Genomic DNA, 14,883 nt, shown 5'->3' with positions numbered 1-14,883 from the left:
GCTTTCCTGTGGGGTTGCGGATTGCTCCGGTTTATCGGCCACCGAGCAGCCGCGCTGCTTCCTTGGCATGATAGGTGATGATCAGGTCGGCCCCGGCCCGCTTGATCCCGGTCAGCAGTTCGAGCATCACTCTGTCGTGATCGATCCAACCCTGCCGGGCGGCCGCCTTGAGCATGGCATACTCGCCGGACACGTTATAAGCCGCGAGGGGGAGGTCGAAACGTTCGCGCAGATCGCGAATGATATCGAGGTAGGCCAGGGCCGGTTTGACCATCAGAAAATCGGCGCATTCCTGCACATCGAGGGCAGCCTCCCGCAAGGCCTCGCGCCGGTTGGCCGGATCCATCTGGTAGCTGCGGCGGTCTCCGAACTGGGGCGCCGACTGGGCGGCGTCGCGAAAAGGGCCGTAGAAGGCACTGGCGTACTTCACTGCGTAGCTCATGATCGGAATGTGCTGAAAGCCGTTGGCATCGAGCATTTCCCGGATCGCCGCAACCCGGCCGTCCATCATGTCGCTGGGAGCGACGATGTCGGTGCCGGCCCGGGCGTGGGACAGGGCCTGGGCCGCAAGCAGCTGAAGGGTGGAATCGTTATCGACGTCCGATCCCTTGATGACGCCGCAGTGGCCGTGGTCGGTATACTCGCAGAGGCAGACGTCGGTGATGACGACCAGTTCGGGAAGCTCGGCCTTGAGGGCCGTCACCGTCCGCTGGATGATGCCGTCCTCGCTGTAGCCGTCGCTTCCAAGGGGATCCTTGCTTTCGGGAATGCCGAACAGGATCACGGCGGGAATACCGAGTTCGAAGGCTTCCCGGGCTTCAGCCAGCAGGTGCTCGATGCTAAGCTGGAAAATTCCCGGCATGGAAGGGATTTCCCGGCGAATATTCTCACCGAAGGCGCTGAACAGGGGGTAGATGAAATCGCCGACCTGCAGCTCCGTTTCCCGCACCATGCGGCGTAGAGTGGCCGTACGGCGCAAACGGCGGGCGCGATATTCAGGAAAAAACATCGGAAGCTCCTTTATAGAGGCGGGTCCAAGGTCCTATAGATGTTAAACCGGCAGTCCCTACTTGCAGTGGGCGGCACCGGACGGCTAGCAATCGGCGGAGCCGGTAAGCGATCTGCGGAGGGTTCTGCCGTTCTGCACGGCAGGATTGTCCTCTTTCCAACAGAACGTCAAGAGGCTGCTGTTGGAAGGCAAAACCCTGGTTCAGTCCGTCCTGAGTAAGGAGGATGAAGAGAAGTACTCCTCCAGTGCCTCCAGCAGAGCCTCGCTCGTGGCGATTTTCGCCTCCACCGCCACCTTCAAACCGTGACGCCGAACCGATTCTGTGGTCAGCGGGCCGATGGAGGCGACGGCGATGTCCGGCGACAGGCTTACATCGGCCTGATCAAGCAGAGCCAGGAAATTGTCCACCGCCGAAGAGGAGGTGAAGGTGACGGCATCGATCCGGGTTTCGACGAGGGTCTGCCGCAGCCGCTCCGCTTCGACTGCCGGTTGCAGCGTGCGATATGCCACCGGAGCGGAAACAAAGGCGCCTGCCGCCGTCAGTTCCCTGCAGATCAGGTCGCGGGACAGGGCCGAGCGGGGATAGAGAATCCGCTGACCCTCGACCCCCCGTTCCCGCAGCAAGGCCACCACACCTTCCGCCCGGTGATCGGCGGGAACGAGGTCGGCTACCAGACCATGGGCGGTCAGGGCGGCGGCAGTTTTGGGTCCGACAGCCACCACCTTCAACCCGTGCAGCGCCCGGCTGTCCAGCCCTGCCGCAGTGAGGCGGGAGAAGAAAGCGGAGACTCCGTTCACCGAGGTGAGTATCAGCAGGTCAGTTTCTTCCAGCCGGGCAATCGCATCGTCCAGTTCCCGCCAGCTTTCGGGAGGCCCGAGCTCCAGAGTCGGCAGACAGAAAACCTTCGCGCCCGCGTTGCACAGTAGAGCGGACAATTCCCGGGCCTGGTGGATGGCTCGCGTTACCAGCACAGAGCGCCCGAACAGAGGCCGGTTGTCGAACCAGCGAAGTTTTTCCCGTAACTCGACCACTTCGCCGATCACGATGATCGCCGGAGGTTTTATGTCTGCCTCCCGCACCCGCTCGACGATGTCGGTCAAGGTTCCGGTAATGGTCTGCTGCTGTGGAGTGGTCCCCCAGCGAATGACCGCCGCCGGAGTATCGGGAGACCGGCCGTGAGCCTGCAGCTGTTCGGCGATCAGCTCCAGGTTGCTCATGCCCATATAAAATACCAGAGTTCCCACTCCGGTGGACAGCTTCTCCCAGTCGAGACTGGATACCTTTTTTTCCGGATTTTCATGCCCGGTGATGAGGGCGAGGCTGGTGGTGTAGTCCCGGTGGGTCAGAGGGATGCCGGCATAGGCCGCAGCCGCGAAACCGGCCGAAATGCCGGGAACGACCTCGAAGGGTACCCCGGCAGACTGCAGCTCCTCGGCCTCCTCACCGCCCCGTCCGAATACGTAGGGATCCCCGCCCTTGAGACGCGCTACAACCCGTCCCTGCCGTGCCTTTTCAATCAGCAGCGCGTTGATTTCCGACTGGGGCAGATGGTGACGCCCCCTGGTCTTGCCCACATAGATTCGCTCGGCTTCCGGCGGGGCTTCCTCCAGCAGGACCGGATTGGCCAGATAGTCGTAGATCACCACTTCGGCCCGGCGCAGACAGTTCAGCCCCTTGACGGTAATCAGACCGGGGTCTCCGGGACCGGCGCCGATGAGATAGACAATGCCTTTGTGCATGGGGATTCCCCTGTGCGGGCGATTCATGGAATCGCCCCTTTGTTTCAGGCCGGCCGCGGTGCCCGGCCGTACACCTCGGTGAGGATTTCGGCGGCGCCCCGGCGCAACAGGTCTTCGGCCAGTGCAGTGCCAATCCTCCCGGCTTCAGAGACAGGTCCTTCAATCCGGTCCCGGATCAGCTGACGGCCGTCGGGACTGGCAACCAGCCCTTCGAGCTGAATTCGATCCCCCTCGACCCGGCCGTGAGCCGCCACCGGCACCTGGCACCCACCTTCCAGGCGGTGCAGAAAAGCCCGCTCGGCGGCCACGGCATAGCCGGTGGCGGGGTGATGAAGGAAATCGAGCAGGGCATGGGTCTGACTGTCGTCGATCCGGCATTCCAGTCCCAATGCGCCCTGGCCGATGGCAGGCAGACAGAAGTCCACGGCCAGGCATTCACTGATCCGGTTTTCGAAGCCGAGCCGTTTCAGGCCCGCCGCGGCGAGCACGATCCCGTCGAGCCCTTCCTCCTCCAGTTTCCGCAGACGGGTTTCGACATTGCCCCGCAGGTCGATCATTTCGAGATCCGGGCGGTAATGCAGCAACTGAGCCTTCCGCCGCAGGGAGGAGGTACCGATCCGGGCCTTTGGCGCAAGATCGCGAAACCCGGCCACCCCTTCCCGGAGCACCACCACGTCCCGCGCATCCTCACGTTCGGTCGTGCAGCGCAGCTCGAGCCCTGCAGGCAGCAGCGTCGGCACATCCTTCATGGAATGCACGGCCAGGTCGACCCGGCCGTCCAGCAAGGCTTCCTCGATCTCCTTGACGAAGAGTCCCTTGCCGCCGATCTTGGCCAGTGGTGTATCGAGGATCCGGTCTCCCTGAGTGCGGATTTTGACCAGCTCCACCTCCAAGCCGGTATGGCGCTCCTCCAGGCGGTCACGGACCCAGTTGGCCTGCCAGAGCGCCAGCATGCTGGCCCGGGTGCCGATGCGCAGAAGGTTCTTTTTCATATAAATCCTTTTATTCAATGACCTGACCGGTTATCGGGCTCGTCGGAATCGAGGGTGTTTTCGGACGGCTCCGATTCTTTACTCTCCGTTCCCGTTCGGCGGCAGATCCAGATCGAAAAGCTTCCGCACCGCTTCCAGATACTGTTCCCCTTCCATGTCGTTCTGCGATTTCTTCAGTACGGTGATCGGCTGGTGCAGGATCTTTTTCACGATGGCCGCGGTCAGGGAATCGATCGCCTCCCGCTCCCTGGGGCCGAGATCCTTCAGTTGCGCCAAGGTCTTTTCCAGCTCCCCGCGGCGGATATCCTCCAGACGGTGACGCAGGGCGGCGATGGTCGGGGCGATTTCGAGTCCGGCCAGCCAGGCCTGAAAGCGCACGATCTCCTGGTCGATGATGATTTCGGCTTTTTCGGCGGCTTTGCGCCGCTCTTTCAGATTCGCCTCAATGACGCTCTGCAGATCGTCGATATCGTAAAGGTAGACATTGTCGATTTCGTTGATCTCGGGATCGATGTTGCGCGGTACGGCAATGTCGATGAAGAACATGGGCCGGTTCTTGCGTCGGCGGATAACCTCTTCGACCCGGCTGCGGGTCAGCAGGTGCTCGCCGGCGCCGGTCGAGGCCAGGACGATGTCGGCCTGCTGCAGCTGGTCATCGATGTCGTCCAGTTGGACGGCGCGGCCGCCGAACCGTTCGGCCAGCTCTACCGCCCGGGAATAGGTGCGGTTGGCCACAACCACCCCGGCGACCTGGTGCTGGACCAGATGGCGGGCCGCCAGTTCGCACATCTCGCCGGCGCCGAGGATCAGAACCGAGCGGCTGCGCAGATCGCCGAAGATCTTGCGCGCCAGTTCGACGGCCGAATAGGAGATGGACACGGCCTGGCAGGCGATATCCGTTTCCGTGCGCACCCGCTTGGCCACGGAAAAGGATTTGTGCAGCAGGCGGGTCAGAATCAGGCCAGCGCTTTGACAGGCCTGGGCGGAGAGAAAGGCCTCCTTGAGCTGACCGAGTATCTGGGGTTCGCCGATGACCATGGAATCGAGACTGGCGGCGACCCGAAACAGGTGGCGGATGGCCGCCTCGCCCCGGTATTCGTAGAAATGGGGAGTCAGGGTCGCCACCGGCACCTGGTGAAAATCGGCGAGAAAGTTCTTGATCCGGGCGACGGCGGCCGCGGCATCGAGACCGGTGGCATAGAGTTCGACCCGGTTGCAGGTCGAAAGAATGAGACCCTCGACGACTTCCGGCAGCCGGATCAGGCGTTCCAGGGGGCAAACCAGGGAATCGGCGGAGAAGGCCACCTGTTCGCGGATTTCCACGGGGGCGGTTTTGTGATTGAGGCCGACGGCAATGATATTCATGGCGGTGATTCCTGAAAAAACATGCCCATCATCTGCCGGTAAACGCTTCGTAGCTGTGGTATTCCGACATCAGCAGGTTGACGCCGAGAAATGTGAAGAGCAGGCAGGCGAAACCGATGATCGCCCACAGCGCCGCCCGACGGCCCCGCCAGCCGATGGCCAGGCGGCCGTGGAGCAGGACGGCGTAAAGAAACCAGGTGATCAAAGCCCAGGTTTCCTTGGGATCCCAGCGCCAGTAGGAGCCCAGGGCCGAGTTGGCCCAGACCGCACCCGAAACGATGCCCATGGTCATGAGGGGGAAACCCCAGGTCAGGCAGCGGTAATTGATGGAGTCGAGGGTTTCCAGCGAGGGCAGGCGGAAGAAGAGACCGGAAAATTTCTTGCTCTTGACCATCCGTTCCTGCAGCAGGTACATGACTCCGGCTATGAAAGCCATGGCGAATACGGCGTTGCCGAGAAAGGCCAGGGTGACATGGACCGGAAACCACCAACTGTTCAGTATCGGGTTGAGCTGTTGCGTCTCCATGGGGGCGGCGGAGCCGATCAGCATCAGCAGCAGGGCGAGGGGCGAGAGGAAGGCCCCGAGAACGGCCAGGCGGTAGTGCAGATCGAAGAGCAGGAAGATCCCCACCAGACTCCAGGCGAAAAAGGACAAAGATTCGTGCAGGCTGGTCACCGGCGCGTGACCGAGGGCCAGGAAGCGGGCCGCCAGGGTCGCGCAATGCACGGCGAAGCCGCCGCGCATCAGCCAGCGGCCTGCGGTTTCGGCCCCGCTTCGGCGAGTGATGATCCCGGTCAGGTAGGCTGCGGTGGCGCAGAGATAGAGCAGCAGGGTTGATTTGAACAGAATAAAAAGCATGATACTCATGGCTGTCTGTCCGGCCATTCCACGTCCAGCGTTTCCAGGGTGATGTCGGTGCCCAGCACTTTCTGCAGCAGGCGGTTGACGGCGTCCTTATCGTCGGCCGCAATCAGCTGGGGCAGCCCGGCATCCAGCAGGCAGGCAATAACTTGTTGATTATAGGGTAATTTATCCGGGAAAGCCAGAGACATTCGGCGGATGGCGGAAGATATTCGAACTACGGTTTCCCAGGCGGGCGGCAGCCATTCGCCAAGGCGCCCTGCGAGGTGTGCTGCAAGGGCGGGGCAGCGCCCGCCGGTGGAAACGGTGACGGTCAGGTCGCCCCGTCGCAGCACGGCCGGCAGGGAGAAATCCCCGGCAGCCGGAAGTCCCGGCAAGCTGATCGGAATGCCGAGGCTGCGGGCCTCGGCGGCTACGGCCTTGTCGACTTCGGGATCGCCGGTGGCAGCCAGGGCCAGAAAAGCTCCTTCGAGGTCCCCCGGTCGATACGCCCGCAAAAGGATTTCGACAACTGCGGGTACGGTTTCCTCGGGACACAGGTCCTGGGTAATCAGCCGGACCCGGGCTCCGGCCATCAGCAGTCCCCGAACCTTGCGCAAACCGATGGGACCGCCGCCGACCACAACGCACAGCCGGCCGGACAGATTGAAAATAACAGGGTAGTCAGCCACCGCAGCAACCCCCGGCTCTTTGTGGCAGAGGCCGGTTCATATCCCGAACAGGGATTTCTCGACGAGTTCGCAGAGCAGGTGACCGAAAAAGACCGTGGCCTCCACCGCCCTGGGGAAGGAATCGGTGCCGAGACGGAACAGGTAGTCCGGGTTTTCCCCCGTCAGTTCCCCTTTGCCCTGCAGGACCACCGCAGTCAGGCATTCCAGCTGTTTGGCCGCGGCCAGGGTTTCTTCCAGGATTTCATTCCGGTCAAGGTCCCAGAAGACGAGCAGGATATCCCGCTCCCCCGCAATAAGCCTCAACTGACGGGAAAAAAACTGCGATTCCTTCCCGTCCCTGGCCAGTGCCGTCGCCAGGGCGATGTTCTGGGACAAGGATAGAGCCGGCAAGGGGGGCCTGTCCATGGAGAGCCGATACTGGAACTGGTTCACCACCAGATCGGCGGCCGCACCCAGAGAGCCGCTACCGGCAATCAGCAGGCGGCCACCCTGATTGAAGGCCTCGACCACGGTTTCGGCAAAACCGGCCATCTCTTTGGCCTGGAGAAGGAAGGTCTCTTCGAACGCCTTGTTGTGTTCCCTCAGGGATTGGGCAATCTGCTCCTGCATGAATAAAGAACCTCATTGTAATCCGAACGTTACAAGGACGATAATGAATAAAAACGGGGAAATCATAGGGTGCGGGAGTGAGGCTGTCAAGTGTCATCCTGCCGACTCCAATATTTAAATTCTTGATTTTTCCAAAGGGTCATCTATTATAACCAGAAGCGTGTTAATTTGATTGCAATATAGTTCAGATCTACAAGCGAAAAGGAGAAGTGACAATGGCTGGTGATAAAGTAGTTCAGCTTTCCGATGCTGATTTTGAAAGCCAGGTTCTGCAATCCGACCTTCCGGTTCTGGTCGATTTCTGGGCCTCCTGGTGTGCTCCCTGCAAAGCCATCGGGCCGATTGTGGATACTCTGGCCGATACCTTTGACGGTCAGGTCAAGATCTGCAAGCTGAATGTGGATGAGAACCCATCCACGCCCGGACAGTACGGCGTTCGCGGCATTCCGACCCTGATCCTGTTCAAGGGCGGCGAAGTGGTCGATCAGGTGGTTGGGGCGGTGCCCAAGGGCCAGCTGGAAAGTTTGATCAAAAAAGCGCTTTAAGAGAAAATCAGGGTCAACGAAAAAAGGACCAGCATGTCAATGCCGGTCCTTTTTCATTTCGGAGGCTGGTGAAGCGACTCCTCCGCGGCCTTCAGGACCCGGAACAGCTCACGAAAAGCCCGTTTGTCGGCACCTCCCGCAGCTGCCTCGGCCAGACGCCGGACCCTGACTTCCTCCAGATCAGGCAGGACGCTGCGGACTTCCTCCATGGCGTCCTCCCGCTGGTTCGGGTCGCAGAGCCGCTCGCGCAACTCCTCCAAAAAATGGAACCGCGCCGCATCCCGAAATCGGCCCTGATCGAGTTCGCTGACAAAACCCTCCAATGCTTCGCGGGTCTCTTCGTCCCGGCGAAGCAGGCCGGCCAGATGCTTGATCTGCCGTTTGCGGGCGCCGTGGGCCTTGATGCTGCGGGCCGCCTCCAGTTCCCGGCGCACATCCCCCTCCACCGGCAGGCGGCGGAAGTCGGCCGCGGCCAGTTCCGTCAGCCGGACAGCGAGATCCTCCACCGAACGTGCGGCCCGTTTCCTGGCGCTGCGGCTCGGCGCAGCTTTCTCTCCATGGTGATTATCGTTCACCCCTGCACCTTTCAAACCTCAAAAAACCTTGCGGCTGTCCAGCAGAAAGGTCACCGGGCCGTCGTTGACCAGGTGAACCTGCATCATCGCCTGAAAGCGGCCGGTGGCCACAGTCAGGCCCTGTCCGCGCAGCAGATCCACGTAATGAAGGTAGAGGCGGTTGGCCTCTTCGGGAGCCGCGGCACCGGAAAAGCCGGGGCGGCGTCCCTTGCGGCAGTCGGCGGCGAGAGTGAACTGGGAGACGACCAGGACCTGCCCCGCCTTATCCGCCACCGACAGATTCATTTTGCCTTCTTCGTCCTCGAACATCCGCAGTTCCGCTGTTTTCTTCGCCAAGTAGGCGGCATCCGGCTCCCTGTCCCCCTGTTCCACTCCCAGCAGAACCAGCAGGCCCTGCCCGATAGCCCCAACAGTTTCGTCGGCAACAACGACCCGGGATTCCGTGACACGCTGCAGCACGGCCCTCATGCTTCCGCCTCCGCCAGGCTTCTCAGCAGGGCCAGCTCCGCACGGTGGTGGCAGTTGTCGTCCCCGGGTTCGGTTTCAAGAAGTTTCGGCACTTCTTGAAAGCGCTCGTCCCGCATCAGGGCCCGGAAAACTTCAAGGGGAACAGCGCCCTCGCCGATGTGAGCGTGGCGGTCCACCCGGCTGCCAAGCCCCTTTTTCGAATCATTGAGATGAAAGGCGGCTATGCGGTCGATGCCGATGATCCGATCAAACTCTGTCAGCGTCCGATGATAACCCTCCGCCGAGGTCAGATCGTACCCTGCGGCCAGGGCATGGCAGGTATCGAAACAGACGGCGAAACGGCCTGCGGGGACCAGCTCCATGAGGCTTGCGAGATGCTCGAAGCGATGTCCGAGGCAGCTTCCCTGGCCGGCGGTGTTTTCCAGCAGCACAGTAACCTTCGGCGGAGCTTCCGCAAACAGGGTGCGAAAGGCGTTGGCAATGCGCTGCAGGCCCGCGGTTTCCCCGTCGCCGAGATGAGCTCCGGGGTGCATGACCAGATGCGGGATGCCGAGGGCGGCACAGCGCTGCATTTCGTCGAGAAAAGCCAGCAATGAACGGCTGCGCGTTTCCCCTTCGGGAGCCGCAAGATTGATCAGATAACTGTCGTGGGCGACGACCGAGGCCACGGAGCTTTGCCGCCAGGCGGCGGCGAAACCCTCGATCTCTTCGGCCGGGAGAGGCTTGGCCTGCCAGCGGTTGGCATTTTTGGTGAAGATCTGCATGGCGTTGATGCCAAGCTCTTCGGCCCGGGCGAACGCCTTGCTGACCCCGCCCGAAATCGACACATGGGCACCGAGCAGGGGCATGGTCAAGGGATCTCCCTCATGCTGAGCGGGTTGTCGAACCACTTTTCAAGGGCCACGGCAATGTCAGTGATCCGGTCGATGCGGACATCGACAAACGGTTCGGGAGCGGTTTTTTCAGGACCAACCAGGATAGTGCCCATGCCCAGTTCCTTTGCCGTGCGGAGGTTTTCCACCGTATCTTCCACCATGATGCAGGCTGCGGCGGGGACCTCGAGACGGGCGAGAACGGCGTGGTACGGATCGGGCAGGGGCTTGGGCAGGTAATTGGCCACCCGGATATCGAAAATTTCCTCGAACAGCTCGCTCAATTGCAGGGCCTCCAGGACCCTGCGGCTGTGAGCGGTGGAGCTGTTGGTGAAGATGGCCCGACGATGGGGCAGCCCCTGCAAAGTCTGCTGCAGCTCGGGGTCGGGAAGAATGCGGCTGCTGACATCGATGTCGTGCACGTAGTGCAGATAATCTTCCGGGTCCACCTGGTGATGGCGCATCAGCCCCTGCATGGTCACCCCGTAGCGCTGCCAGTAGCGGCGCCGGAGCAGGTCCACCTCCTCCAGAGGAATGCCGACCACTTCGTGCATGTAGTCATTGATCCGCCGATCGATCAGGTTGAAAAGATTCCGATCGGGGGAATAGAGGGTATTGTCAAGGTCGAACAGCAGGAAATCCATAAGGGCCTGTCGGAAAGAATGAGTCCCATGGGTCCTACAGGTCTTATAAGACCCATGAAGAACCAAAAATCGGCTCCAGTTTCAAAACAGTCTACTGAGGATCGAAGACCCCTTCAAACACCTGGACCGCCGGGCCGGTCATGAAGACGCTGCCATCCTCGGCCCACTCCATCTCCAGATCGCCACCCAGCAGGTGATTGAGGATTTTCCGCCCGGTGCGCCCGTTCAGCACGCCGGCTACGGTGACTGCCGAGGAGCCGGTACCGCAGGCAAGCGTTTCGCCGGCACCTCGTTCCCAGGTGCGCTGCCTGACCTCGGCGGGGGAAACCACCTCCACGAACTCGACGTTGGTCCGGTTGGGAAAAAGGGGGTGTTTTTCGATGATCGGACCATATTTTTCCAGGGGGAACTCGGCCACGTTGTCGACGAAGATCACGCAATGAGGGTTTCCCATGGAAACGCAGGTGATGTGAAAGGTCCGGTCCAGGACCTTCAGCTCTTCGGAGATGACCTTTTCCCCGGGAGAGCCGGTCATGGGGATTTCACCGCGGGTCAGCCGTGGCAAACCCATGTTGACCCGGACCCGGTCGACCTTGTCGCGGTCGTTGACGAAAAGCTGAAGCCTGAGGATGCCGGCCCCGGTCTCCGCGGTCATTTCCTTTGTGTCCACCAGACCGTGATCGTAGGCGTATTTCGCCACGCAGCGGATGCCGTTCCCGCACATCTCAGACTCGCTGCCGTCTGAATTGAACATGCGCATGCGAACGTCGGCGACCTGTGACGGCATGATCAGGATCAGTCCATCGGATCCGATGCCGAAGTTGCGGTTGCTGACCTGCCGGGCAACGGCCGGGGGATCGGCAACCGTGGTTTCGAAACAGTTGACGTAAACGTAGTCGTTGCCGGCTCCGTGCATTTTGGCGAATTTCATCACAAGCGCTATCCTTTCCGGTTCTGTTGATTTCGGTCCAGGGATTATAAAGGTTTGCCGGCCGCTTCACAAGGGCCTTGGCCGACGGCTCCCGGAATCGGGTGCGGAAGCAGAGATGAATCCGGTCATTGACCAGGGGGGAAGCCTGTCGTAATATTTAAACTTATTCAGGGAGGACAGCATGGCCTTTGGCCTCAGAACGAAAATCTGGCAGAACGGGGCCCTCGAATGGTGGGGGATGATTGATGGCGAGGACGTCTATCTCGGTCGTCGGGAGTTCCCACTGCCGCCAGCTGAAGGTGACCGTTGGTCGGTGCGGGAGACCGGAGAATCCTTTCGGATTGTCAATGGCGAAATCCACCGGACCGGAGAATGAAGATGCAGAAGCCTTCGCTTGAAATTGTTCAGATACCGGCCGGAGAGATGCAGAACTTCAGCTATCTCGTCTACTGCCCGCAGACCCTTGAAGGGATGGCCGTCGATCCTTCCTTTGAACCGGAAAGGATGCTGGCCTCAGCCGATGAGAGAGGGGTAAAGATCAAAATCCTGGCCAATACCCACGGGCACCGGGATCATATTGCCGGCAACGAAACCATTTTGCGGGCGACGGGAGCGGTCCTGGCCGCTCACCCACTGGCGCTGCCGCACGCCGACCTGGCCCTGGAGGATGGCAACGTGCTGCCTCTCGGCAAGGCCGAGGTCACCGTCATTCACACCCCCGGCCATACTCCCGGAGATATCACCCTGCATCCCCCCGGAGCTCTACTCACCGGAGATACCCTGTTTGTCACCAAAGTTGGTCGGGCGGATATGCAAAATAGCGACCCCAAAGCGCTATACCGCAGTCTTCGGCGTCTCGCCGAATTTCCCGATGAAACTCTGGTGTATCCCGGGCACGATTACGGACCCCAGCCGGTTTCGACTATCGGCTACGAAAAAATGCACAATCCTTACCTGCTCTGCGAGGATCTGGACGGTTTCATCCGGCTGCGCATGGGATAGAGCCGGCACAGGCCGGAGGACGGTAGACATGGGGACGACCCTGCTCGATCTGCTGGTGGAAAGCGGATTGCTCAATTCCGAGCAGTACGAGGAAGCCATGCGCAACTGCCTGCTTTCCGGGGGCAACATGAGCACCAGCCTTCTGGAAATAGGCCTGATCGAGGAGGATGTTCTGGCCCGGTTTCTCAGCCGCCGGCTCGGCATCCCCTTTTTCGATCCCTTGCCGATGGCGGATATTCCCGCCGACGTTCTCAACCTGGTGACGCCTGAGGTCGCGGTCAAATACCGTGCTCTTCCTCTCGGCCTCGATCGGCAAACCCTCTCGCTGGCCATGGCAGACCCCTCCGATCAGGCGACAGTCGACGATCTCGCCTCTCTTATCGGGACAACCATTCAACCACTGGCCGCTCCTGAAATCCGTCTGCTTCAGGCACTGAAAAGCCATTACCAGTGTTCCGTCAGTGAGCGGGACCAGGGCATGATCGATCGGTACGGTGAACTCGAGGCTTCTTCGCTGACGGTGTTGACGGACGTATCCATGGCCGAAGAAGACTTGGAAGAAGTTGAAATTCTAGAGGATTTTGAGGAAGAAGAGGAATCCCTGACCGATTTCCGGCTGAGTGAAACGGCTCTCGCCCTCAGCGAGGCTCGCGATCGCCAGGAAATCGCCGCCATTCTTTTTGCCCATCTGCGTCGGGAATGGGAGGTGCTGGCCCTGTTCCTGGTGCGCAATCACGAGGTCAGCGGCTGGAAGGCGGTCTGCCGGGGAGTGGATATCGTCGCTTTCGACCTGTTCAGCGTTCCTTTGAGTCGTCCATCGGTTCTCAAAACGGTGGTGGAAACCCGACGCCCCTTTACGGGAGCGATCGAGGAGACTCCTCTGAACAGCCAGATGCTCGAGAGCATGGGCAATGCGGTGGGCGATTCGGTCCTCCTGCTCCCCCTGCTGCTGGAAGACCGGGTCATCAATATCCTCTATCTCGAGGGGGAACCGGAGGTCCTGCGCGAACGGATGACCGATCTCGCAAGATTGCAGGAAATGTCCTCTCTCGCCTTTCAGATCCTGTTGTGCAAAAGCAGACTGCTCCGCTTCTGATCGTTATAGCGAAACCGCCTTTTTCGCCTTCTGCAGGCCGCCCGGGGCTATTTGCCTTCCGGCGTTGCCTTCACCACCCGGGAATTGGCCAGCAGGTCGTTCCAGCCCCGCTGGCTGGGGTTGAACAGGACCGACATGAAACCGAGCCCGGCCGGAAGCAGGGCCAATAATCCGCCGGCCGTGCGCAAAAATGCCTGAGTCAGCGAAAGGGGGGCTCCCGCTTCCCCTTCAACCCTGACCCGCCATAACATCTTGCCAGGCGTTTGTCCTGTCAGGAAATGGAACAGGGTGAAATAGCCGAAGCAGAGGGTGAACAGCACCAGAAAGTAGGGTGTCGCCAACTGCAGGACGGCATCCAGGGTGAAACGGAACCAGTCGGCCCTGTTCGGCAGGCGGACCATTTCTCCCGCCATAATGAATGCAGAGAAGATCCCCAGCAGTATGCCGAGATCGGTCATCATGGCCAGAAGGCGCAAGCCGAGGACCAACCGGCGGGGAGCTGCCTCCTCGTCGGAGAGGAGAGCTTCCGCTGGCAGGACGCTTTCGGCGAACGGGAGTTCAACCTGGTCCGATTCAGTCCCGGCAGTGCTTGCAGAGGAGGTGTCGGTACGCTTGCAAATCGCGTCTTCGGCCATCGCCTGCTTAATTTCCTGCGGGGTGACGAAGGCGTCGAAAGCGGTTTCCGGCAGCCCCTGCCCAGCCGTCTCCATCTCCACATCCCCGTCTGTTTCCTCCAGCGAACCCAGTTCGGCATCAACATCGGCGAAGGAGAGAAAATCACTTTCTTCCGGCACCTTCGGGCCGGGGCTTTCCGGTGGAACGGTTTCTTCCCGAGGCGGCTCCTCGACGGCACCAAGCTCCCCATTGAGGTCGTCAAAGGAAAGAAATCCTTTTTCTTCAGGTATTTCCTCGCAGGCGTTTTCTGGCGGTTTGCCAAAATCGTCAAGAGGCGGGTCCGGTTCCCGGGAGTCGGCGCTGCTGAAAAGGAAAACGTTCTCCGAATCCTCCTGCTCTTCCTCCGGCGCCTGCAGGGACATGAGCTCCTCTTCCATGTCATCCAGGGAGTAAGCCAAATCCTCGATGCCCGGTTTCTCTTCAAAGGTGAAAAGATTGTTGGGAGTGTCGAAAAGGGAGTCCTCAGGTTCGATGTCATCGGTCGGAGGGGTGACAGAGGCAGGCACTTCCCCGGAGGAAAAAACATCTTCCGAGGGGTCTTCAAGGGAATGGAAAAAATTCTGCAGCGAGTCCTCCAGGGCGGAGTCCTCCTGGTTGTTCTCTTCCTGCCAGTGGTTATCCTCGGTTGCTTCTGCAGCGGCCGTCAGGTTCCGGACCGCGGGGATGTCGAAGCCGAGTTTTTCCTGAAGATCCAGCAGACTGCGGCCGCATTTTTTGCAGGCGGGCAGGTGATTGAAGCTTTGGTAGCCACACTTGGGGCATTTCATGGGTTCCTCCCATGGAAAGTCTGATATCAAGGACAGGTTTTCGGCACCTGACCCATGTCG

17 protein-coding genes are annotated in these 14,883 nt (G+C 60.5%); 4 read left to right on the top strand and 13 right to left on the bottom strand.

Annotation, left to right across the window (positions count from 1 at the left end):
- Nucleotides 1-31: 31 nt before the first annotated feature.
- The 7 genes from hemB to R2940_13000 form a co-directional block, all read right to left on the bottom strand.
- Nucleotides 32-1,009: a porphobilinogen synthase gene (hemB, locus tag R2940_13030; protein MEZ4600705.1), complete on the bottom strand. Its 978-nt coding sequence runs from the start codon at nt 1,007-1,009 to the stop codon at nt 32-34.
- Nucleotides 1,010-1,210: 201 nt separating this feature from the next.
- Nucleotides 1,211-2,749, bottom strand: coding sequence for a uroporphyrinogen-III C-methyltransferase (gene cobA, locus R2940_13025; protein ID MEZ4600704.1), 1,539 nt, complete (start codon nt 2,747-2,749; stop codon nt 1,211-1,213).
- Nucleotides 2,750-2,793: 44 nt separating this feature from the next.
- Complete coding sequence (hemC, locus tag R2940_13020) at nt 2,794-3,741, bottom strand: hydroxymethylbilane synthase (protein MEZ4600703.1); 948 nt, start codon at nt 3,739-3,741, stop codon at nt 2,794-2,796.
- A gap of 78 nt (nt 3,742-3,819) precedes the next feature.
- Nucleotides 3,820-5,106: a glutamyl-tRNA reductase gene (gene hemA, locus R2940_13015; protein ID MEZ4600702.1), complete on the bottom strand. Its 1,287-nt coding sequence runs from the start codon at nt 5,104-5,106 to the stop codon at nt 3,820-3,822.
- A gap of 28 nt (nt 5,107-5,134) precedes the next feature.
- On the bottom strand, nt 5,135-5,974 hold the full coding sequence (gene ccsB / locus R2940_13010) for a c-type cytochrome biogenesis protein CcsB (GenBank protein ID MEZ4600701.1): 840 nt from the start codon (nt 5,972-5,974) through the stop codon (nt 5,135-5,137).
- Nucleotides 5,971-6,639 (bottom strand): bifunctional precorrin-2 dehydrogenase/sirohydrochlorin ferrochelatase, encoded by a 669-nt coding sequence (locus R2940_13005; GenBank protein MEZ4600700.1) that lies wholly within the window; start codon nt 6,637-6,639, stop codon nt 5,971-5,973. Before R2940_13005 ends, ccsB begins: the two co-directional genes overlap by 4 nt.
- 36 nt (nt 6,640-6,675) lie before the next feature.
- Nucleotides 6,676-7,248, bottom strand: coding sequence for an SIS domain-containing protein (locus R2940_13000; GenBank protein ID MEZ4600699.1), 573 nt, complete (start codon nt 7,246-7,248; stop codon nt 6,676-6,678).
- 215 nt (nt 7,249-7,463) lie between these two features.
- On the opposite strand from R2940_13000, the gene trxA reads away from it, so the two are divergent.
- Nucleotides 7,464-7,793, top strand: a complete 330-nt coding sequence (trxA, locus tag R2940_12995) for a thioredoxin (GenBank protein ID MEZ4600698.1) — start codon at nt 7,464-7,466, stop codon at nt 7,791-7,793.
- Nucleotides 7,794-7,846: 53 nt separating this feature from the next.
- Here trxA and yjgA read toward each other — a convergent pair whose 3' ends face one another.
- From yjgA to dapF, 5 genes are all read right to left on the bottom strand, one after another.
- Nucleotides 7,847-8,368 (bottom strand): ribosome biogenesis factor YjgA, encoded by a 522-nt coding sequence (yjgA, locus tag R2940_12990; protein ID MEZ4600697.1) that lies wholly within the window; start codon nt 8,366-8,368, stop codon nt 7,847-7,849.
- 18 nt (nt 8,369-8,386) lie between these two features.
- A complete protein-coding gene (gene dtd / locus R2940_12985) occupies nt 8,387-8,836 on the bottom strand; it encodes a D-aminoacyl-tRNA deacylase (protein MEZ4600696.1) in 450 nt (149 codons plus the stop codon).
- The gene (locus R2940_12980) at nt 8,833-9,684 is read right to left on the bottom strand and encodes a deoxyribonuclease IV (protein MEZ4600695.1); all 852 of its coding nucleotides are present in this window, start codon (nt 9,682-9,684) and stop codon (nt 8,833-8,835) included. Before R2940_12980 ends, dtd begins: the two co-directional genes overlap by 4 nt.
- Before the next feature lie 2 nt (nt 9,685-9,686).
- Nucleotides 9,687-10,352 (bottom strand): pyrimidine 5'-nucleotidase, encoded by a 666-nt coding sequence (locus R2940_12975; GenBank protein ID MEZ4600694.1) that lies wholly within the window; start codon nt 10,350-10,352, stop codon nt 9,687-9,689.
- 91 nt (nt 10,353-10,443) lie between these two features.
- The gene (gene dapF, locus R2940_12970) at nt 10,444-11,283 is read right to left on the bottom strand and encodes a diaminopimelate epimerase (protein MEZ4600693.1); all 840 of its coding nucleotides are present in this window, start codon (nt 11,281-11,283) and stop codon (nt 10,444-10,446) included.
- Between the two features lie 181 nt (nt 11,284-11,464).
- Here dapF and R2940_12965 point away from each other — a divergent pair, with 181 nt between their 5' ends.
- Genes R2940_12965 through R2940_12955 form a run of 3 tightly spaced genes read left to right on the top strand, consistent with a single transcriptional unit; the run spans nt 11,465 to nt 13,381 of the window.
- Nucleotides 11,465-11,659, top strand: a complete 195-nt coding sequence (locus tag R2940_12965; protein ID MEZ4600692.1) for a hypothetical protein — start codon at nt 11,465-11,467, stop codon at nt 11,657-11,659.
- 2 nt (nt 11,660-11,661) lie between these two features.
- Complete coding sequence (locus R2940_12960; GenBank protein MEZ4600691.1) at nt 11,662-12,285, top strand: MBL fold metallo-hydrolase; 624 nt, start codon at nt 11,662-11,664, stop codon at nt 12,283-12,285.
- A 28-nt stretch (nt 12,286-12,313) separates the two neighbouring features.
- Nucleotides 12,314-13,381 carry a hypothetical protein gene (locus R2940_12955; protein MEZ4600690.1) on the top strand — a complete coding sequence of 356 codons (1,068 nt, stop codon included), beginning with the start codon at nt 12,314-12,316 and terminating at the stop codon, nt 13,379-13,381.
- Nucleotides 13,382-13,428: 47 nt separating this feature from the next.
- Here R2940_12955 and R2940_12950 read toward each other — a convergent pair whose 3' ends face one another.
- Nucleotides 13,429-14,823 (bottom strand): RDD family protein, encoded by a 1,395-nt coding sequence (locus R2940_12950; protein MEZ4600689.1) that lies wholly within the window; start codon nt 14,821-14,823, stop codon nt 13,429-13,431.
- Nucleotides 14,824-14,883 lie beyond the last annotated feature (60 nt).

The sequence above is a fragment of the Syntrophotaleaceae bacterium genome, assembly GCA_041390365.1.
Taxonomy (GTDB): domain Bacteria; phylum Desulfobacterota; class Desulfuromonadia; order Desulfuromonadales; family Syntrophotaleaceae; genus JAWKQB01.
Note: the sequence above shows the minus strand (reverse complement) of the source record. Positions and strands in the feature narration are given on the sequence as shown.

Excerpts from the sequence above, each read along its gene's own strand:
- ccsB (MEZ4600701.1), bottom strand. The coding sequence starts at position 5,974 with ATGAGTATCATGCTTTTTATTCTGTTCAAATCAACCCTGCTGCTCTAT.
- hemB (MEZ4600705.1), bottom strand. The coding sequence starts at position 1,009 with ATGTTTTTTCCTGAATATCGCGCCCGCCGTTTGCGCCGTACGGCCACT.
- R2940_12980 (MEZ4600695.1), bottom strand. The coding sequence starts at position 9,684 with ATGCCCCTGCTCGGTGCCCATGTGTCGATTTCGGGCGGGGTCAGCAAG.
- R2940_12960 (MEZ4600691.1), top strand. The coding sequence starts at position 11,662 with ATGCAGAAGCCTTCGCTTGAAATTGTTCAGATACCGGCCGGAGAGATG.
- R2940_13000 (MEZ4600699.1), bottom strand. The coding sequence starts at position 7,248 with ATGCAGGAGCAGATTGCCCAATCCCTGAGGGAACACAACAAGGCGTTC.
- R2940_12965 (MEZ4600692.1), top strand. The coding sequence starts at position 11,465 with ATGGCCTTTGGCCTCAGAACGAAAATCTGGCAGAACGGGGCCCTCGAA.
- trxA (MEZ4600698.1), top strand. The coding sequence starts at position 7,464 with ATGGCTGGTGATAAAGTAGTTCAGCTTTCCGATGCTGATTTTGAAAGC.
- R2940_12975 (MEZ4600694.1), bottom strand. The coding sequence starts at position 10,352 with ATGGATTTCCTGCTGTTCGACCTTGACAATACCCTCTATTCCCCCGAT.
- dapF (MEZ4600693.1), bottom strand. The coding sequence starts at position 11,283 with ATGAAATTCGCCAAAATGCACGGAGCCGGCAACGACTACGTTTACGTC.
- R2940_12955 (MEZ4600690.1), top strand. The coding sequence starts at position 12,314 with ATGGGGACGACCCTGCTCGATCTGCTGGTGGAAAGCGGATTGCTCAAT.
- hemA (MEZ4600702.1), bottom strand. The coding sequence starts at position 5,106 with ATGAATATCATTGCCGTCGGCCTCAATCACAAAACCGCCCCCGTGGAA.
- hemC (MEZ4600703.1), bottom strand. The coding sequence starts at position 3,741 with ATGAAAAAGAACCTTCTGCGCATCGGCACCCGGGCCAGCATGCTGGCG.
- dtd (MEZ4600696.1), bottom strand. The coding sequence starts at position 8,836 with ATGAGGGCCGTGCTGCAGCGTGTCACGGAATCCCGGGTCGTTGTTGCC.
- cobA (MEZ4600704.1), bottom strand. The coding sequence starts at position 2,749 with ATGCACAAAGGCATTGTCTATCTCATCGGCGCCGGTCCCGGAGACCCC.
- R2940_12950 (MEZ4600689.1), bottom strand. The coding sequence starts at position 14,823 with ATGAAATGCCCCAAGTGTGGCTACCAAAGCTTCAATCACCTGCCCGCC.